Below are 18,575 nucleotides of genomic sequence, written 5' to 3' on the forward strand. Positions count from 1 at the left end.
TAGATGAAACCGGTCAGAGAAGGATGTTGAGAGCATGATGAAGCTTAAACGAAGAGAGTATATTTTTCGGAACCCGAAGAAATCGCACTTCAAGATGATTACGTTCGTCGTCTTGTTGATGATTTTGGTTTCTTCTTATCTATATTCCATCGATCCGTCGATGATGGTGGATATGCTTTAAGCGGCGAGCACAATCGTTGCCAGCCCGAGAAAGACAAAGAACCCCAACGAATCTGTGACGGTGGTCAACATCAAGCCCGTCGCCAATGCCGGATCGATTTTCAATTTATTCAAAATCAATGGAATCACCGCGCCCGCCAACGCCGCCGCCGTTAAGTTAATCAGCATCGCCGCGCCGAAAATCGCGCCCAAAAATCCATTTTGAAACCACAACCATGCTGCTATTCCGGTGAGTACACACCAGAGTGAGCCATTCAATACCCCGACCAGCGTTTCTTTTGCAATCAATTTACGACTGTTTTTCGCACCGAGCTTACCGGTGGCAAGAGCGCGTATTACGATGGTTGCGGTCTGGGTGCCGGCCACACCGCCCATGCTGGCCACCATCGGCATTAAAATCGCCAGAGCGACGATTTCCGATATGCTGGCTTCAAACAGGCTGATGACCGTGGCCGCTAAACTGGCGGCAATCAAATTGATGCCTAGCCAGAAAGAACGACGCTTGGCGGAACGAAGCGGTGGGGCGAACAAATCTTCTTCATCGTCGAGACCGGCGCTGGCCATTTGGGTACGTTCGGCTTCTTCACGGATGATGTCGACCACATCATCGATGGTGATGCGGCCCAGAACATGGTTGCGTTCGTCTACCACGGCAATGGAAATCAAATCGTTTTTCTCGAAAATGTTGGCCACTTCTTTGTCGGGCGTGAGGGCCTTGATGGCAAAACGCTTCGGGTCGACCAGTTCACTGACCAGGGTTTCGCCGTCGTGCGTCAAAAGGTCGTTCAGTTTGAGAGCGCCCTGGTATTTCCCGTCGCGGTCACGGACAATCAAATCCACCATGTCTTTGGGCAGTGAGCCGACCTTTCGCAGCAGACGAATCACCACTTCCAGCGTAACGTCGGAACGAACCGCGATGAAGTCGGTGCTCATCAAGCCACCGGCGGTGTTTTCCGGGTAGGAGAGGGCGGTCTGGACCGCAACCCGTTCTTGTTCGGGCAGTTTTTCCAGCAGCCCGGCTTTGTCTTCTTCCGGCAAGGATTGGATGATGTCGGCAATGTCATCCGTTTCCAACTCTTCGGTCAGTTCGACGATTTCGTGCTTGTCCAGTTGGCCGAGTAGGCTGGCGCGGACTTCGTCGTTGGTGTGGCCGAGGACTTCCCCTTGAACGTCGGAGGGTAGTTGTTCCCAAAGGCTGTAACGTTCTTTTGGCGGGGTGGCTTCGAGGATTTCAGCGATTTCTTCCGGAACCAGTCCGTGCAACAACTCTTGGATGTATTCGCTGTTTTGTTCGCTGACGGCTTGGTGAAGGTGCTCGGTGAGTTGAAGTTTGTCTATGCTGTGATGTATTTGCGACATAAAATCTTCTCGAAGCTGTGGATAGGCCTATTTTAGCCGGATTCAGCACCATTTAAAGGTTTAATTTTCGGATTCGGGCTTATTTTAGCGGGGATGCGCGCTTGTAGGATGACAAGCGGATGACAATCGAGGGTGCCAGGCAATAAAAAAGGGCTTGAAAAAGCCCTTTAAGCGAAAGAATCAATGAATCAAGCTTCTTCAGCCGTCGTCATGTTTTTGACCCCACCGGATTTTTGGTGGTGGCTGCCGATTTTTTCTTTGTGTTTGATGATTTGACGATCCAATTTGTCGACCAACGCGTCGATGGAAGCATACATGTCTTCACAAGTGTGTTCCGCAAATAGGTCCTTACCGGATGCGTGCACTGTCGCTTCGGCTTTTTGCTGTTGTTTTTCTACCGTTAAAATAACATGCGCATTGGTAACATGGTCAAAATGACGAGTCAGTTTTTGCATTTTTTCAGAAACGTAATCACGAAGAGAGTCGGTGATTTCGATATGGTGACCAGTAATGTTGATTTGCATGATATCGCTCCTTAGTCGTTGTTTTTTCTGCGATGTTTGGTTGAGGTTTTTCTGTGTCTTACAACCCCGTTCTTTTCGAGTTCAGTATAGCATAGAGTCATAAAACGAATTCGGCCTTTTCGTGAAAAACCGAGTGTCGAATCCTGACGTTATTTGAAGTTTTCGCCGAGGTAAACCCGTTTGACATCCGGGTTGGCAAGGATTTCGTGCGGGGTGCCTTGGGCGAGAATGGTGCCGGCGTGCAAGATGTAGGCCTTGTCACAGACACCGAGGGTTTCGCGGACATTGTGGTCGGTAATCAGGACGCCGATGCCTTTCATTTTCAGGTGCAGGATAATCCCTTGGATGTCTTTGACGGAAATCGGGTCGACGCCGGCAAACGGCTCGTCCAGCAGAATGAAGTTCGGCTCCATTGCCAAAGCACGAGCAATTTCAACTCGGCGTCGTTCGCCGCCCGACAGCGCTTGGCCGAGCTGTGTGGTGATGTGGCCGATTTGCAGGTCGTCAATCAAGGATTCGTATTTTTGGCGCTTTTCATCCAGACTCAGTTCCGAGCGCATTTCCAGGATGGCCAGAATGTTTTGCTCTACGGTCAGCTTTCGGAAAACGGATGCCTCTTGCGGAAGGTAACCGATGCCGAGTTTGGCACGTTGGTCGATGGACAGTTGACTGATTTCCCTGTCGTCGAGATAGATGTCGCCGGCATCGTTTTTGACCAGGCCTGTCATCATGTAAAACGTTGTGGTTTTGCCGGCACCGTTCGGGCCGAGCAGGCCGACTACCTGACCGCTTTCAACATCCAGGTCCACCGAGGAAACGACCTTGCGGCGTTTGTAGCTTTTCGCCAGATTGCGTGCGTAGAAATGGGCCATCAGGGCGCGTCCTTCTGGGCTTCGTCTTCCGGTTGGAAAATGACTTTGACACGCTGTTTTTCGTCACGATCACCGTAGGCGGAAAGGGTCTTTTTCGTCAGGTCATAATAGATTTTCGGGCCGGAAATGCTGTTCTGCCCTTCCTGATTGACATAGGCGTCACCTTCTAATAGAACGGTTTTCTGTTCGGTATCATAGGTGATTTGATCGGCGTGTCCGTTCACCCATTTCTGTTCTTCGGGTAAAAAACGTTTGAACGTGGCGGGTTGGCCGATGACGATGGCCTTGGCGAGCTTGCGATCCGGGTGGTGTAGGGTGACCTTGTCGCCCTTGATGACGGTGGTGCCTTGGGTGATGATGACGTTGCCGGTATAGACACTTTCGCCTTTCTGTTCTTGAGAAACCAGTTTGTCTGCGGTGACTTCAACCGGTAAGGTGGATTCGTCATTTTCGGGTTGCGAATCGGCACTCAAGACGTTGGCTGCCGGTAGGCACAGCAGTGCGGCGAAAAAATAAGAAAGCAATGTCGGCTGTTTTTGCATAGTTCGTGTTGTCCGATTCAAGGCGACTCGGGAGCCCCGTTTTTTTCCGGTGATGCCGGTTGGTAATGGGTTTTGACGTGAGATAGAAACTGATAATCCCCCGTCTCGGTGTTGGCTTCAAACCCGATGCCGCTGATGGTGGCGTTCGGTTGAATAATTTCCGTATACACTGGGCTTGTCAATAGGCCGGTGACGGTATTATATGTAATTTGTTCGGTTTTCAGAATTCTATTTTCACCTTGATCGGTTTTGGTGAAGGAGTGAATGACGACCGCTTGCTTAAGGGTGATTTTATCGTCGTTACGGGTAGAACCAAACTGGCTTTGCAGGACGTATTGTTGTTCCGAATCGTCTTTGATGATGTAAGGAGCCTTGAAGGTGCTGGTTTTATTTTGGTTTTGGTAAAACACTTCTTCGGCGTAAACCCGGGTTTGGGATTCGGTCGGTTTGAGTTTGGACACTTGCCAACTGGTGGTGTCAAAGGCCTGCCAGCTATGATTTAGCTGTATGGGGTCGACTTTGGAATCCAAGGCGTCACCGTTTTGGGTGGTTTGTTTGAATGCGATGACCAGCGTGATGATGGCGGCGAGAAAAATCAGAACGGAAGGGAGTTTTTTCAGCATGTTGGAATTCGTTCACCGTAATCAGTCATTTGGCGCCTCAAACGCTTATAACGTTGTGGCTTAGAGGTGTCTTGAATTCTATCAGAGTTTTTTGCGTAAATAAAAGTCCATGTGGGCTTGCCACAAGTCTTGAGATTTCAAAATCAATTCGCACACCTCGCGGACACAGCCTTGGCCGCCATTGAATTGCGAGACGTAATCCACATGCGGCGGCACTTCTTTATCCGCATCGGCCGGACACACCGACAAACCGACTCGGGTGAGAATCGGTAAATCGAGAATGTCGTCACCGACGTAAGCGATTTCGGAAAAATCCAGCCCGAGCTCTTCCACCAGTTTCAAAAATGTGGGGAGCTTGTCCGGCACGCCTTGGTAGACGTGTTTGACTTTCAAATCCTGCATGCGTTTGGTGGTCAAGGGAGATTTGCGCCCGGTGATGATGCCGATATCGATACCGCTTTTTTGCAGCATGACCATACCGTGGCCGTCGCGGGTGAAGAAGGCCTTGTATTCCATACCGTCGTCACCGTAAATCAATTTATTGTCGGAGAGGACGCCGTCCACATCCAAAATCAGCAATTTGACGGTTTCGGCTTTTTGCATCAACTCGGGGGTAAACGACATCATAATCTTCCTCAATCTTCCTTGAAATTAACCGTTAATCGTTCGAACGTACAGGAATACCATATAAGCGATAAAACTCATTAACAGTATAAACCCTTCGACTTTGGTGATGACGGCTTTTCCTTTTCGTGGCAGCGCCACCAGCAGCATGGCCAGGGTGAGGGCGAGCATGATCGGGTAATCCAGCAAGAGTGTGGTGTTTTCGATGACGGACGGTGCCAATAGAGCGGGCATGGACATGACCGCCAGCAGGTTGAAAAGGTTGGAACCGAGAATGTTACCAATCATCAAGTCGGCTTCGCCTTTGCGGGCGGCGGTGATGGCAGCGGCCAACTCCGGCAAGCTGGTGCCGATGGCGACGATGGTCAAGCCGATGATCATTTCCGGGACTTTAAAGTAAACCGCGACTTCGACGGCACCCCAAACCATCATCTTGGCGCTAATCATCAAAACGACCAGGCCTGCCAGCAGATAAAACCAGGATTTACCTCGGCTGAACTTGGGCATATCTTCCAGTTCGTCGACCGTTTCCTTTGCTAGGGGGTCGGTTGGTGCCATGTTTTTGTTGGCGTGAATCATCCAGGTCATGACAATCAGCAGCAGGGTCAGCAGGATGAAACCATCGGTGATGTCGAGGTCTTTGTCGAGCATCAGCAGGATGCCGATCAACGAGATGACGAGCAGCATCGGGAATTCACGTTTCAATAGGGAGGATTTGATGACAATCGGCGATACCATCGCGGTGACGCCAAGGACCAGGCCGATATTGGCGATATTGGATCCGACGACATTTCCGATGGCGAGGCTGGGGCTGTTATCCACCGAGGCGAGGATGGCGACGAGAATTTCCGGTGCGGAGGTTCCGAAGCCCAAAACGACGACCCCGATAATCAGTGGCGAGATGTTCATGTGTATCGCCGTACTTGCAGCGCCATCGATAAAAATATCCGAACTCCAAACCAGAAGGACCAGTCCAATTGCAAGGACAATCAATGGTAAAATAAGGCTGCTTATCATGGGGTGTCTTTTTTATTTTTCGTTTTGTCAAACAATGTAAAGTCGCCATTATATGTTTTTTTATAATTAAAATAAATAAAGTTTATGGAGTGCGCGGTGGAGAACTTGATGGTCGGGGCTTACGGTTGGAATCAGTCCGGTTGGCTGGAGAGCTTTTATCCGGAGGATATGCCGGAAGATTGGCGATTGGATTATTATAGCCAGTTTTTTCAGGCGGTGCTAGTGCCGGAATCGGAGTGGCAAAGCTGGACAAACGACGATATCGGTGACCTCGCTGAGGCACTGGAAGACGAAACCTTTTATTTTGTGTTCGAGGTGCAAGGAACGCTGGATGCCGTGAATGGCGAACGTTTGCGATACCTGAAAGCACATCTTGGAAATCAGGCGTATGGCCTGCTGTGTCATGGCGAAGCGCCGGCGGCGGCGGAGGGTTTCCGTGTTACGCATGTTTCAGACAATGCCTTGCCGGATTCAGTTGGAGGCTGGTCCTGGCAGTATGGCGGCCTGTTTCTGTGGGGCGAGCCTATGGGGTATGTGGCGACCTTGTCGGAAGACGGTAAGCAGCAAGCGGATATGTTGAAGCAATTCATGGCCTCTTTGCCGGAGGGCCGCGAGGGTGCTTTGTTTTTAATCGGTTCTCCAAAACTGGATATCGCGCAGTTGAAAAGCCTGAAAGTGGTCGGTGAATTATTAGGGTTTTGAGTGGAATATTGAATCGGTATCGGCCCGAAAAGGGTGTTATTGTCTTTGGGTTTAAACGAAAGTTTGTTAATATCTGCTTTCCCATTTTTTATTTACATGAGTGCAGAAGCGGTCTATGGCCTCGGAAACCTTGATTGAAATCCAGAATGTCACCTTTTCACGAGGGTCGCGAAAGATTTTTGAAAATTTTTCGTTGAACATCCCAGTCGGCAAAGTGACGGCGATTATGGGCCCCAGTGGTACCGGTAAGACCACTCTGTTGAAGTTGATTGCCGGTCAATTAAAACCCGAAAAGGGCACCATTCTGGTAAACGGCCAAAATGTACATAAGTTGCGCCGAAGTAAGCTGTATGAGTTGCGACGCACGATGGGGATGCTGTTCCAAAGTGGCGCGCTGTTGACGGACTTGAATGTGTTTGACAATGTGGCGTTTCCGATTCGCGAACACACTAAATTGCCGGAAGAAATCATCCGACCCTTGGTGTTGATGAAGTTGCAGGCGGTCGGTTTACGCGGTGCTCAAGATCTTATGGCCGCGGAATTGTCCGGCGGTATGTCGCGTCGTGTGGCTCTGGCTCGCGCCATTGCACTGGATCCGGATATGATTTTTTACGATGAGCCTTTTGTTGGTCAAGATCCGATTACGATGGGGGTCTTGATTGAACTGATTCGCAAATTGAACGACAGTTTGGGTGTGACCAGTGTGGCGGTGTCGCACGATGTGAATGAAGTCTTGTCGATTGCGGATTTCGCATGCGTGATTTCCGAAGGACGCGTTGTGGCGGAAGGTACTCCGGAAGCTTTGCTAGCGTCGGAATCGGAGTACGTGCAGCAGTTTTTGCAAGGCTTGCCGGACGGCCCGGTGCCGTTTGATTATCCGGCCAAACCCTTTTTGCAGGATTTGATATGAACGCGGTCTTTGATTTTCTCGCGGCCACGGGGCAGAGCTTCATTCGCATCTTCGGCGCGTTCGGCCGTGGCTTTTTCTTTTTGTTATCGCTGTTGCCGGCGATTCCATCCGCGTTTGTCCGCTTGGATTTACTGGTCAAACAAATGTATTTCTCCGGTGTGCTTTCATTGCCGATTATTCTGACCGCCGGTTTGTTCGTGGGGATGGTGCTGAGCCTGCAAGGCTACAACGTCCTGGTCGATTTCAATTCGGAAGAGGCGGTCGGTACCATGACGGCCTTGTCATTATTGCGTGAACTGGGGCCGGTGGTCGCGGCCTTGCTATTCGCCGGGCGGGCGGGTTCCGCCTTGACAGCGGAAATCGGCTTGATGCGTTCCACCGAGCAATTGTCGGCCCTGGAAATGATGGCGGTCGATCCGTTGAAATATGTATTCGCACCGCGTTTTACCGCCGCATTGCTAGTGTTGCCGATGTTGTCCCTGATGTTCATCGCGATGGGGATTTTAGGCGGCTATATGGTCGGGGTCGGCTGGCTTGGCGTTGATGAAGGGGCTTTCTGGACGCAAATGAATCAGCAGGTGGATTGGCGCGAAGACGTTATCAACGGCATTATCAAATCGATTGCTTTTGCCGTTTTGGTGGCGGTGGTGGCCTTGTTCCAAGGGTATGATGCCTTGCCGACCTCGGAAGGCGTGAGCCGAGCCACCACGCGCACGGTGGTGCATTCCTCGCTCGGCGTGCTGGGACTGGATTTTATCTTGACCGCCATGATGTTCAATTGAGCGGCTTAACAAACATGAGAGTTTAAGGTACATGATTATGTCACGATGGAAAATGATCGAAATTTGGGTGGGCGCATTCGTATTGTTTGCGTTGATCTCACTGGCGGTAATCGCTTTGAAAGTCAGTAATTTCGAAGGCTTTCAGGATCGTCCGACCTATCAGGTCAATGCGCTGTTCAGCAATATCGGTGGCTTGAAGGTTCGGTCTCCGGTGAAAATCAGTGGCGTGGTTGTCGGGCGTGTCGGAAACATTTCGGTGGACCGCAACACCTACCAGGCACGTGTGGTGATGGATATTTACCAAGACTACAACCAGTTGCCGCTGGATACTTCGGCGTCGATTTTGACTTCCGGTTTGTTGGGAGATCAATACATCGGCCTCGAACCAGGAGCGGATGAAGAATATTTGAGAGACGGTGATCAAATTGATTTGGTGCAACCGGCTTTGGTGTTGGAAGAATTAATCGGTCAATTCCTGACCAAATTCGCGGACAGTGATTCGGAGGCGAAGTGATGCGTTTGTTGAAACAATTGATGGTGTCGGTGATGTTGCTGACCCTGGCGTTGGAATCGACGGCTTATGCCGTGGATATTAACCAAAAAGATCCGGAAGTAATGGTGAAGGAACTGTCGGAAACGGTGGTGTCCGAGGTCGATAAACAACGTGCCGATCTGGAGACGGATCCGCAGAAGGTCAAAGCCTTTGCTAACGAGTATGTGTTGCCGTATGTGGACACACCCAAAATGGCACGTTATGTCATGGGACAATACTGGAAGCAGGCTTCTGCCAGTCAGCAGAAAGCCTTTACCGAAGCCTTTACCAATACCTTGTTGCGTTCCTATGCCAAGAGCATCTTGAAGTTACGTGTGACGAAAATCGTGGTATCCAAAATGGTGGAAACCCGTCCTGGTCGGGCTTCGGTATCGACCGAAGTGACTCAGGCGGACGGTAATGTGTCCACCGTGGTTTACCGTGCTTATTTGAATAAGAATGATCAAAAATGGTTCCTGTACGATGTGTCCATTGAAGGGATCAGTATGTTGTTGAATTACCGTAAGTCTTTCGCATCCGAGTTTCAGAAAAAAGGTATTGACGAAGTCATCGCCGGTTTGAACGCGAAAAACAATGCGAATCAAGATGTCTTGGACGAGGGCTGAGGCTTGTTAGTGGTCAATTTATCCGAGGACACGGCGGCCGTTCTGGAGGGCGAGGTACTTCGCTTGTCGGGCCAGGTCGATGCCGGAGTGGTGACCCGTGTTTATGACCAAGGGTTGAAAAATCTATCCGCGCCGGTTACGGAGGTGGATTGTCATTCTTTGAAAGGGGCGGACTCCACTTGTCTTGCCTTATTGCTGCATTTGCAATCGCGGTTGTCCAAACCGCTTAAAGTGGTGGGCCTGCCGGATGAGCTTCGGGTGCTGGTCGACCTGTATGGATTACAAGACCTGCTTGAATTGGCCTGAACTCGCTTTTCAAGAAAGTTTCTTTCGTGTAATTCAATCAATTATTAAGTATTTAATGTAAAAGGATTTTTATGTCAGCTGCCGCTGTTTCATTTCAAGCCGTTCAAAAGGATTATGGCTCACTGCAAGCGTTGAAAGGCGTTTCGTTTGATGTCAGGCCTGGTTGTTTTTTCGGTTTGTTGGGCCCGAATGGTGCCGGAAAATCGACGTTAATTAACAGTATGGCCGGTTTGGTCAAGCCTTCTGCCGGTCGAATTCTGGTGAATGGTTATGATGTGGAGAAAGAATATCGCCAAGCCCGTCGTTTTCTGGGCGTGGTACCGCAAGAGCTGATTTCCGATCCGTTTTTCACGATTCGCGAATTGCTGGACATTCAAAGCGGCTATTTCGGATTGAAAAGCCGTGAGCAACGTTTTTGGGTTGACGAATTGCTGGATCGTCTGGCGCTGTCGGACAAGGCGAATGCCATCACCAATGAATTGTCGGGTGGTATGAAACGTCGCGTGTTGATTGCGATGGCGCTGGTGCACAAACCGCAAGTACTGGTACTGGATGAACCGACGGCGGGTGTGGATGTCGACTTACGCCGGACCTTATGGGAGTTTACTAAGGAACTGCATCAAAAAGGGCATACTATTATTCTGACCACGCATTATCTGGAAGAAGCCGAAGCCTTATGTGAAGAAGTCGCCATTGTCAAAGGCGGTGAATTGAAAGCATTGGAAACCACCGGTGAGTTGTTGTCTCGACATAATTATCGTTATCTGCGCGTGGTGTTGGAGTCGTCGAAAAAAGTCGATGAACAGCAATTTACGCCGTTTTTGCAAGAACGTTTTCTCGAGCAGGATGCGAATGGTTTGATGTTCAAATTGGAAAAAGAAAAGCCTTTGAATCAGATGTTGAGTGCCTTGTCGGAAAGTCATTTGGCAGTGAAAGATTTGACCAGCCGCGACGCGACGCTGGAAGAGGTCTTTTTGGATTTGACGGGAGAGAAATAAGTGGAAATGAATTGGACAGGTTGTTGGGCGCTTTTTGTAAAGGAAGTCCGGCGTTTTTATTCGGTGGCGGTGCAAACCATTTTCGCGCCAGTGGTGTCGTCGTTGTTGTATCTGCTGATTTTCGGTCAGGTGATTGTCACTCAAATCGAGGTGTTTTCCGGGTTGAGTTACAGTCAATTTCTGATTCCCGGTCTGGTGATGATGACGATTCTGCAGAATGCGTTTTCCAACACCTCATCAAGCTTGATTCAGTCGAAAATGCACGGCAACTTGACGTTTGTGATGCTCAGTCCGATTTCGCCGTTCGAGTTTTATCTGGCGTTTGTCGGGGCTTCGATTGTGCGTGGTTTGGCCGTGGGCATCGGTGTGTTGGTGGTGGGCATTGTCGGGTTTGACATCGCCTGGCAGTCGCCGGGCTGGATTTTGCTGTTTGCGGTGTTGAGTGCCGCCATTATGGGAGGGGTTGGTATGACAGCCGGGATTTTGTCGGACAAGTACGACCATTTGGCGGCGTTTCAAAACTTCATTATCATCCCTTTGACCTTCTTGAGTGGGGTGTTTTATTCGATTCATGCCTTGCCGGATTTTTGGCAGGCGTTTTCGCACATCAATCCGTTCTTTTATATGGTGGATGGATTCCGTTACGGTTTCTTTGAGCAATCCGACGTATCGGTTTACTTGAGTTTGGCGATTACGGTGTTGTTCTTTGTGCTGATTACGACGATTAATCTGATTTTATTGTACAAAGGCGTTAAAATACGCAATTAATTTTGAGAGGTCTGCCGCTCGGTTGAGTCCGAGTGTAAAAGGGCCGTGAATTCAAGCTGTTGTAGAAAGAAGAATTTGTTATGTCTCCAGAAAAAATCCGTGAAAAAATCCAAGCGGTACTCGATGATGCGCAGGTCACTATGAGTGGCGAAGATTGTAACTTTGCGGTTGAAGTGTCCAGCGCCGCGTTTGAAGGTCAATCGCCTTTGCAGCGTCATCGCATGGTAAACGACATTTTCAAGGATGAATTCGCTACGGGTGAATTGCACGCGCTGTCGATTAAGACCAAATTGCCAGAGTGAGTGAGGAATGGATAAATTAGTCATAGAAGGTCCTTGCCAACTCTCTGGAAGAGTACAGATTTCCGGCGCGAAAAACGCCGCCTTACCCATTTTGATGGGTTGCCTGTTGTCGGAAACACCGGTGACCCTGTCGAACGTGCCGCACCTGAAAGACGTGACGACTACCATTCAGTTGTTGGCGACGATGGGGGTCGAAGTGATGTTCGACGAGCATTTGAACATTGAAATCGATGCGTCCAATATCACCACCAAAGAAGCACCTTATGAATTGGTGAAGACCATGCGGGCCTCGATTCTGGCCATGGGACCGCTTCTGGCTCGTTTTGGCGAAGCGAAAGTGTCTTTGCCGGGTGGGTGTGCGATTGGTTCGCGTCCGGTTAATATTCACATTGAAGGCATGCAGAAAATGGGTGCCGACATTAAAGTGGAGCAAGGCTACATTATTGCCAAAGCCGACCGTTTGAAAGGCGCCGACATCACGATGGAACCGGTGACGGTAACGGGGACGGAAAACCTGTTGATGGCAGCGGTATTGGCGGAAGGTCAAACCATTTTGCGCAATGCGGCCCGTGAACCGGAAGTGTCCGACTTGGCGAACTTCTTGAACGCCATGGGAGCGAAAATCAGTGGCATCGATACCGATACGCTGGTGGTTGACGGCGTGGAGCGCTTGCAGGGCGTTTCTTATAAAGTCATTCCCGACCGGATTGAGGCCGGAACCTATCTGGCGGCAGCGGCCTTGACCAAAAGTTGTGTCACCGTGACGCATGTGGTGCCGGAGCATTTGACCGCGGTGCTCGAGAAATTCACCGAAGCCGGCGCCGATGTTTCATGGACGGAAGACACCATTACACTGGATATGCGTGGCCGCGAGTTGAAGCCGGTGAACGTTGTTACGGATCCGTATCCGTTGTTCCCGACCGATATGCAAGCGCAGTTCGTGGTGATGAACAGCATCGCTAAAGGCAAAGCGAAGGTGGAAGAAACCATCTTTGAAAACCGTTTCATGCATGTATCGGAACTGGTACGCATGGGGGCTGATATTCATGTGGAAGGCAATACCGCTTACACCCAGGGTGTCGACCATTTAGTGGGCGCGCCTGTTATGGCGACGGATTTGAGAGCCTCGGCCAGTTTGATTCTCGCCGGTTTGATTGCGCACGGCGAAACGGTGGTGAGCCGAATCTATCATATCGATCGGGGCTATGAACTGATTGAAGAAAAATTCCATAAGCTCGGTGCCCATATTTACCGAGCGAACTGATAAACGAATGAAGAGGACGTTGCCACGGCAACAGACGAAATAATGGCTGATCAATTAACGATAGCGCTCTCGAAAGGGCGAATTTACAAAGATACCTTGCCTTTGCTGGAAGCGGCGAATATTTTGCCGTCCGAAGATCCGAGCAAAAGCCGTAAACTGATTATTCCGACCAACCACGACAATGTGCGCTTGCTGATTGTCCGTGCCACCGATGCGCCGACTTATGTCGCACATGGCGCGGCGGATATCGGTGTGGCCGGTAAAGATGTGTTGATGGAAGCGCCGACCGACAATTTGAATGAATTGCTGGACCTGCAGATTGCCAAGTGCAAGTTGATGGTGGCGGGGCCGAAAGAAGCTAAACCGCATGGGCATCGTTTGAAAATCGCAACCAAATACATTCAATCGGCCAAAGCCTATTACGCGGAAAAAGGCCAGCAGGTGGACTTGATTAAATTGTACGGTTCCATGGAAATTGCGCCGTTAATCGATTTGGCGGATAAGATTGTCGATTTGGTCGATACCGGTAATACACTGAAAGCAAATGGTCTGGTGCCGGAAGAGCACATTGCCGATATCAGCTCGCGCTTGATTGTGAACGAGCATGCTTATAAAACCAAATTCAATCAAATTAACGATATTGTTGAGAAATTTAAATCGGCGATTGAATAATCGCCTGACGGTTTGAAGCCGATGGATGAACGGCTTCCTGAAAAGATGGAAATGAAAATGTTGAAAGTTCGAAAACTATTTGCAAACGATGAAGGGTTTAAAGCCGAATTGGAAGCTTTGTTGGCTTGGGAAACGGTTTCCAATGATTCGGTGAATCAGATTGTTAAGGACGTTTTGCGCAATGTCCGTGAAAAGGGTGATGCGGCGCTGCTGGAATACACGGAAAAGTTTGACCGTTTGGCCTTATCGGCCGGCGCGGATTTGGAAATTCCGAAAGCGGAGTTGAAAGCGGCACTGGAGCGCATTCCAGCCGATCAGCGTGACGGTTTGGAATTGTCTGCCAAACGCGTGCGTGACTACCATGAGAAACAAGTGGGTAAATCCTGGTCTTATACCGAAGACGACGGCACCTTGCTGGGGCAGCAAGTCACGGCATTGGATAAGGTCGGCCTCTATGTGCCGGGCGGCAAGGCCGCGTACCCGTCTTCTGTAATCATGAATGCCATCCCGGCGAAAGTGGCCGGTGTGCCGGAGCTGATTATGGTTGTGCCGACGCCGGATGGAGACGTCAATGACATGGTGCTGGCGGCTGCGGAAATCTGCGGCGTGGATCGCGTATTCAAATTGGGCGGCGCCCAAGCGGTGGCGGCCTTGGCGTATGGCACCGAAACCGTTCCGCCTGTGGATAAAATTGTCGGGCCGGGGAATATTTTCGTGGCGACGGCCAAGCGTGAAGTGTTCGGTACCGTCGGCATTGATATGATTGCCGGGCCCTCGGAAATTTTGGTGTACTGCGACGGTCAAACCAACCCGGACTGGATTGCGATGGACTTGTTCTCACAAGCGGAGCATGATGAAGACGCACAATCAATTTTGGTGACGCAGGATGCGGAATTTGCCGAGAAGGTCTATGAAAGCATGAACCGTCTAGTGAAAACCTTACCGCGTGAAGAAATCATTACCAAAGCCATTACCGACCGTGGTGCCATCATTGTGGTGGACGACGAAGATCAAGCCGTGGAGATGATCAATTACATCGCACCGGAGCATTTGGAGTTGTCGATTGAAGACCCGCAGGCTTTGTTGCCAAAAATTCGCCACGCCGGTGCGATTTTCATGGGCCGTTACACGGCCGAGGCGTTAGGCGATTACTGTGCCGGGCCGAACCATGTGCTGCCGACGTCGCGTACCGCGCGTTTCTCGTCGCCATTGGGCGTTTACGACTTCCAGAAGCGTTCCAGCTTGATTATGTGTTCCGCGGAAGGTGCCAATGTGTTGGGTCAAGTGGCCGGCGTCCTAGCCGATGGCGAAGGGTTGCAAGCGCACGCCGCTTCGGCACGTTATCGTGTGAAAGACTGATTCGTGTTCGATTCATAAAAAATGACCAGGCCTGGTCATTTTTTTTGTCCGCAATATACGCAACCGCTGGGTTGCAGGGGAGAAGCAATGCACATTCACGAACTGACCGAATATTTGGATACCTATCTGCAAGTCGCGGATTTTAAAGATTATGCGCCGAACGGATTGCAAGTGTCCGGTAAAACGGAAATCGCTAAAATCGTCACCGGTGTCACGGCGTGTCAGGCGTTGATCGATGCCGCCATTGAACAGGAAGCGGATGCAATTTTAGTGCATCACGGCTATTTCTGGAAAAATGAACCGGTGACCCTAACGGGCATGAAACAAAAGCGTATCCGCAGTTTGCTGATGAATGACATCAATCTATTGGGCTATCACCTGCCATTGGATGCGCACCCGGTTGTCGGGAATAATGCGATGCTCGGCCAACTGTGGGAACTGGAGGACATCACGCCGGATGCAAAAAGCTTGGTTCGACTGGGGCGTTTGGCCTCTCCGAAGCCGATCAGCGAGTTTATCCAGACGATGGAAACCACTCTGGATCGCACGCCGTTACATTTACTGGGCGGTCCGGAAGCGGTTGAAACGGTGGCCTGGTGCAGCGGCGGGGCGCAAGGCTATATCCAGCAAGCCATTGACTGGCAGGCGGATGTGTTTATCAGTGGCGAAGTATCGGAACAAACCACGCATCAAGCGCTTGAAAGTGGGGTGCATTACTTAGCGGCCGGGCATCATGCTACCGAGCGTGTTGGGGTCAAGGCGCTGGGTGAAAAGTTAGCGCAAGAATTTGATTTGGAAGTAATTTTTGTGGATATTCCTAACCCGGTTTGAGTAAAAACCGACTTGAATGGTCGGTTTATGAACAATTTTTTTTATGTCTGTGATTAGTTTTATTTATAAAAATATTTTTAATGGTCATAAATAGATATTGATGTAAGGATTAATTTTGCTTTGGTAAAATAGCCAGCCGCTTTGATTATTTTTAAGGTTTATTCGGGCTTGCCATGGGCTTTGCCGCGAGAAAATTTAAAAATACGATCAACGTATAACGATTAAGAAAATGGACAAAAGAGGAAGTCTCTATGTCGTCAAAAGAGCAGACTGAGAACAAAAACCTGACGCGTCGTAAAGTATTAACGGCTGCGACGGGTGTTTTAGGGGCGGCAGGCGCTACCTTTGTAGCGGTTCCTTTCGTGAGCTCCTGGCAGCCGAGCGAAAAAGCCAAGGCCGCCGGGGCTCCTGTGGATGCAGATTTGAGTTTGTTGTCACCTGGGCAAATGTTGACGGTTTCCTGGCGTGGTAAACCGGTTTGGGTCGTCAGACGGACGACAGAAATGTTGAGCATTCTGCCGACATTGGACAATGAGTTGCGTGATCCGAACTCCGATAACTCGGTGCAACCGGAATATTGTAAAAACGAAGTCCGAGCCTTGAATGAGGAATACTTGGTCGTCGTCGGTGTCTGTACCCACTTGGGGTGTGCGCCGATGTATCGCCCGGCGGTCGATTCACCGGATATGGCGAAGGGTTGGAAAGGCGGCTTCTTCTGTCCGTGTCACGGTTCCAGTTTTGATTTGGCGGGCCGTGTTTTCCAAGGCGTTCCGGCGCCGACCAACCTGGAAATTCCACCTTATCGTTATGTTTCCGATTCGGTCATTAGAGTGGGTGAAAACCCTGAAGAAGGAGTGGTTTGATGCAAACAGAACACAAGAAACCTCAAAACTCTCTACTGGCCTGGTTGGATGCGCGTTATCCGCTTGTCAGCACATGGAACGAGCATGTGGCCGAGTATTACGCGCCTAAGAATTTCAACTTCTGGTATTTCTTCGGTTCACTGGCGCTGTTGGTGCTGGTCAACCAATTCGTCACCGGTATCTGGCTGACGATGAGCTTCAAGCCGAGTGCGGCGGAAGCGTTCAATTCCGTTGAATACATTATGCGCGATGTTGAGTGGGGCTGGCTGATTCGTTACATGCATTCCACTGGGGCGTCGGCCTTCTTCATTGTGATTTACTTCCATATGATGCGGGGGCTGCTCTATGGCTCCTATAAGAACCCGCGCGAGCTGGTGTGGATACTGGGGATGTTGATCTTCCTGGTGTTGATGGCGGAAGCCTTTATGGGGTATTTGTTGCCTTGGGGACAAATGTCTTACTGGGGCGCACAGGTCATCATTTCCCTATTTGGAGCTATACCCGTTGTGGGACCGGATTTAGCGGTATGGGTGCGGGGTGATTTCGTCATCTCCGATGCCACTTTGAACCGCTTCTTCGCATTGCACGTCATTGCCTTGCCGTTGGTGTTGGTGATTCTGGTGTTCATGCACATTGTGGCGCTGCATAAGGTCGGGTCCAACAACCCGGACGGCGTGGAAATCAAAAAGTATAAAAACGAAAAAGGTTTGCCGATCGACGGCATTCCGTTTCATCCTTACTATACGGTTAAGGATTTGTTCGGCGCGTCCGTCTTCATGTTGCTGTTCGCCATTGTGGTGTTTTATTTCCCGGAAGGCGGCGGCTACTTCATCGAACCACCGAACTTTGAACCGGCGAACCCGTTGAAGACACCGGAGCACATTGCCCCTGTCTGGTATTTCACGCCATACTATGCGGTTTTGAGAGCGGTGCCGGATAAACTGCTGGGCGTTATCGCCATGGGCGCGGCGATTGCAGTGCTCTTCGCCATGCCGTGGCTGGACCGTTGTAAAGTGAAGTCCATCCGTTATCGCGGGGCGTCTTTTAAAGTATTGCTGACCATGTTTGTTGTGAGCTTCTTAGTACTTGGCTGGCTCGGAACGCAGCCGGCGACACCGGAACTGACGAAATTGGCGCGCGTTTTCACCGCGACCTATTTCCTGTTCTTCATTATCTTGCCATTCACATCGGTGAGTGAGAAAACCAAGCCAATTCCGGAGAGGGTCAGTTAACATGAGAAAAATCAGTTCAATTTTCATTTTATGCATGCTTTTCCCGCTGGCCGGTTTCGCCGCCGGCGGTCCGGCATTGGATTTGGAAAAGGCCGATAACAGCCTGGAAGACAAGGACTCGCTGAAACGCGGTGCGGTATTGTTCTCAAACTACTGCATGGCATGCCACTCGGTGAAATACCTGCGTTATAACCGTATCGCCCGTGATTTCGGTTGGACCGATGAAGAAGTGGTCGAAGCGATGACTTACGGTCAGAACCGATCGGTGGACAATGTCACCACACGTATGTTGCCGGGCGTTGATGAAGAAGTGCTTGGTACCAAAGTTCCGGATTTGTCGCTGATGGCGCGTTTGAAAGGCTCCGATTACATCTACAGTTTCATGCGAGGTTATGAGTTGGACGAGAAAACCGGTGAATGGGATAACCGCCTGTTGCACGGCACGGTCATGCCGCATGTCTTGGAAGGTATGCAGCGTCACATGTCGGCCGAAGAGTTTAAGCAGGCCACGCGCGATATCACCAACTTTTTGGAGTATGCGGGTGAGCCGGCTAAACTGCAACGTCACGATTTGGGTTGGAAGGTCATTCTCTTCCTATTGGTCCTGATTCTGTTGACCTATTTATTGAAAAAAGAATACTGGCGAGACATCAAGCATTGATCGCTGTTTTCGAAAGCCCGCTTTGC

General features: G+C 50.3%; 24 protein-coding genes. 17 read left to right on the forward strand and 7 right to left on the reverse strand.

Features of this window, described 5'->3' with window-relative positions:
- The first annotated feature begins 34 nt into the window (after positions 1 to 34).
- On the forward strand, positions 35 to 181 hold the full coding sequence (locus EPV75_RS12235; RefSeq protein ID WP_164730700.1) for a hypothetical protein: 147 nt from the start codon (positions 35 to 37) through the stop codon (positions 179 to 181).
- Here EPV75_RS12235 and mgtE read toward each other — a convergent pair.
- The 7 genes from mgtE to EPV75_RS05530 form a co-directional block, all read right to left on the reverse strand.
- Positions 178 to 1,539 (reverse strand): magnesium transporter, encoded by a 1,362-nt coding sequence (gene mgtE, locus EPV75_RS05500; protein ID WP_128384730.1) that lies wholly within the window; start codon positions 1,537 to 1,539, stop codon positions 178 to 180. The genes EPV75_RS12235 and mgtE overlap by 4 nt on opposite strands.
- Positions 1,540 to 1,727: 188 nt before the next feature.
- Positions 1,728 to 2,063, reverse strand: a complete 336-nt coding sequence (hpf, locus tag EPV75_RS05505; protein WP_029937829.1) for a ribosome hibernation-promoting factor, HPF/YfiA family — start codon at positions 2,061 to 2,063, stop codon at positions 1,728 to 1,730.
- A 149-nt stretch (positions 2,064 to 2,212) separates the two neighbouring features.
- Positions 2,213 to 2,935 carry an LPS export ABC transporter ATP-binding protein gene (gene lptB, locus EPV75_RS05510; protein ID WP_128384731.1) on the reverse strand — a complete coding sequence of 241 codons (723 nt, stop codon included), beginning with the start codon at positions 2,933 to 2,935 and terminating at the stop codon, positions 2,213 to 2,215.
- Positions 2,935 to 3,477 (reverse strand): lipopolysaccharide transport periplasmic protein LptA, encoded by a 543-nt coding sequence (gene lptA / locus EPV75_RS05515; protein WP_127119851.1) that lies wholly within the window; start codon positions 3,475 to 3,477, stop codon positions 2,935 to 2,937. Before lptA ends, lptB begins: the two co-directional genes overlap by 1 nt.
- Before the next feature lie 17 nt (positions 3,478 to 3,494).
- Positions 3,495 to 4,100, reverse strand: coding sequence for an LPS export ABC transporter periplasmic protein LptC (gene lptC, locus EPV75_RS05520; protein WP_128384732.1), 606 nt, complete (start codon positions 4,098 to 4,100; stop codon positions 3,495 to 3,497).
- Between the two features lie 81 nt (positions 4,101 to 4,181).
- Positions 4,182 to 4,724: a KdsC family phosphatase gene (locus EPV75_RS05525; protein WP_128385643.1), complete on the reverse strand. Its 543-nt coding sequence runs from the start codon at positions 4,722 to 4,724 to the stop codon at positions 4,182 to 4,184.
- Between the two features lie 27 nt (positions 4,725 to 4,751).
- The gene (locus EPV75_RS05530) at positions 4,752 to 5,741 is read right to left on the reverse strand and encodes a calcium/sodium antiporter (protein WP_128384733.1); all 990 of its coding nucleotides are present in this window, start codon (positions 5,739 to 5,741) and stop codon (positions 4,752 to 4,754) included.
- A 96-nt stretch (positions 5,742 to 5,837) separates the two neighbouring features.
- On the opposite strand from EPV75_RS05530, the gene EPV75_RS05535 reads away from it, so the two are divergent.
- The 16 genes from EPV75_RS05535 to EPV75_RS05610 all read left to right on the forward strand — a co-directional run bounded on the left by EPV75_RS05535 (position 5,838) and on the right by EPV75_RS05610 (position 18,549).
- The gene (locus EPV75_RS05535; protein WP_128384734.1) at positions 5,838 to 6,443 is read left to right on the forward strand and encodes a hypothetical protein; all 606 of its coding nucleotides are present in this window, start codon (positions 5,838 to 5,840) and stop codon (positions 6,441 to 6,443) included.
- 115 nt (positions 6,444 to 6,558) lie between these two features.
- Positions 6,559 to 7,353 carry an ATP-binding cassette domain-containing protein gene (locus EPV75_RS05540; RefSeq protein ID WP_029937836.1) on the forward strand — a complete coding sequence of 265 codons (795 nt, stop codon included), beginning with the start codon at positions 6,559 to 6,561 and terminating at the stop codon, positions 7,351 to 7,353.
- Positions 7,350 to 8,135, forward strand: coding sequence for a lipid asymmetry maintenance ABC transporter permease subunit MlaE (gene mlaE, locus EPV75_RS05545; protein WP_029937837.1), 786 nt, complete (start codon positions 7,350 to 7,352; stop codon positions 8,133 to 8,135). The genes EPV75_RS05540 and mlaE overlap by 4 nt, the downstream gene beginning before the upstream one ends.
- A 37-nt stretch (positions 8,136 to 8,172) precedes the next feature.
- Positions 8,173 to 8,649 carry an outer membrane lipid asymmetry maintenance protein MlaD gene (gene mlaD / locus EPV75_RS05550; RefSeq protein WP_029937838.1) on the forward strand — a complete coding sequence of 159 codons (477 nt, stop codon included), beginning with the start codon at positions 8,173 to 8,175 and terminating at the stop codon, positions 8,647 to 8,649.
- Positions 8,649 to 9,293: an MlaC/ttg2D family ABC transporter substrate-binding protein gene (locus EPV75_RS05555; RefSeq protein ID WP_128384735.1), complete on the forward strand. Its 645-nt coding sequence runs from the start codon at positions 8,649 to 8,651 to the stop codon at positions 9,291 to 9,293. The genes mlaD and EPV75_RS05555 overlap by 1 nt, the downstream gene beginning before the upstream one ends.
- 9 nt (positions 9,294 to 9,302) lie before the next feature.
- Entirely contained in the window at positions 9,303 to 9,599 is a 297-nt protein-coding gene (locus EPV75_RS05560) for an STAS domain-containing protein (protein ID WP_164730753.1), read from the forward strand.
- Positions 9,600 to 9,670: 71 nt separating this feature from the next.
- Positions 9,671 to 10,597, forward strand: a complete 927-nt coding sequence (locus EPV75_RS05565) for an ABC transporter ATP-binding protein (protein ID WP_128384736.1) — start codon at positions 9,671 to 9,673, stop codon at positions 10,595 to 10,597.
- A gap of 6 nt (positions 10,598 to 10,603) precedes the next feature.
- The gene (locus EPV75_RS05570; protein WP_068650223.1) at positions 10,604 to 11,365 is read left to right on the forward strand and encodes an ABC transporter permease; all 762 of its coding nucleotides are present in this window, start codon (positions 10,604 to 10,606) and stop codon (positions 11,363 to 11,365) included.
- A gap of 80 nt (positions 11,366 to 11,445) precedes the next feature.
- The gene (locus tag EPV75_RS05575) at positions 11,446 to 11,667 is read left to right on the forward strand and encodes a BolA family protein (protein ID WP_029937843.1); all 222 of its coding nucleotides are present in this window, start codon (positions 11,446 to 11,448) and stop codon (positions 11,665 to 11,667) included.
- A gap of 7 nt (positions 11,668 to 11,674) precedes the next feature.
- On the forward strand, positions 11,675 to 12,931 hold the full coding sequence (gene murA / locus EPV75_RS05580) for a UDP-N-acetylglucosamine 1-carboxyvinyltransferase (RefSeq protein ID WP_127119845.1): 1,257 nt from the start codon (positions 11,675 to 11,677) through the stop codon (positions 12,929 to 12,931).
- Between the two features lie 42 nt (positions 12,932 to 12,973).
- A complete protein-coding gene (gene hisG, locus EPV75_RS05585) occupies positions 12,974 to 13,603 on the forward strand; it encodes an ATP phosphoribosyltransferase (protein WP_029937845.1) in 630 nt (209 codons plus the stop codon).
- A 57-nt stretch (positions 13,604 to 13,660) separates the two neighbouring features.
- Positions 13,661 to 14,962 (forward strand): histidinol dehydrogenase, encoded by a 1,302-nt coding sequence (hisD, locus tag EPV75_RS05590; RefSeq protein WP_192894045.1) that lies wholly within the window; start codon positions 13,661 to 13,663, stop codon positions 14,960 to 14,962.
- Between the two features lie 87 nt (positions 14,963 to 15,049).
- Positions 15,050 to 15,793, forward strand: a complete 744-nt coding sequence (locus EPV75_RS05595) for a Nif3-like dinuclear metal center hexameric protein (RefSeq protein ID WP_128384737.1) — start codon at positions 15,050 to 15,052, stop codon at positions 15,791 to 15,793.
- 251 nt (positions 15,794 to 16,044) lie between these two features.
- Positions 16,045 to 16,656 (forward strand): ubiquinol-cytochrome c reductase iron-sulfur subunit, encoded by a 612-nt coding sequence (gene petA, locus EPV75_RS05600; protein ID WP_029937848.1) that lies wholly within the window; start codon positions 16,045 to 16,047, stop codon positions 16,654 to 16,656.
- On the forward strand, positions 16,656 to 17,888 hold the full coding sequence (locus EPV75_RS05605; protein WP_029937849.1) for a cytochrome b: 1,233 nt from the start codon (positions 16,656 to 16,658) through the stop codon (positions 17,886 to 17,888). The genes petA and EPV75_RS05605 overlap by 1 nt, the downstream gene beginning before the upstream one ends.
- A gap of 1 nt (position 17,889) precedes the next feature.
- Positions 17,890 to 18,549: a cytochrome c1 gene (locus EPV75_RS05610; protein WP_128384738.1), complete on the forward strand. Its 660-nt coding sequence runs from the start codon at positions 17,890 to 17,892 to the stop codon at positions 18,547 to 18,549.
- Positions 18,550 to 18,575 lie beyond the last annotated feature (26 nt).

The sequence above is a fragment of the Hydrogenovibrio thermophilus genome (assembly GCF_004028275.1).
GTDB classification, from domain to species: Bacteria; Pseudomonadota; Gammaproteobacteria; order Thiomicrospirales; family Thiomicrospiraceae; genus Hydrogenovibrio; species Hydrogenovibrio thermophilus.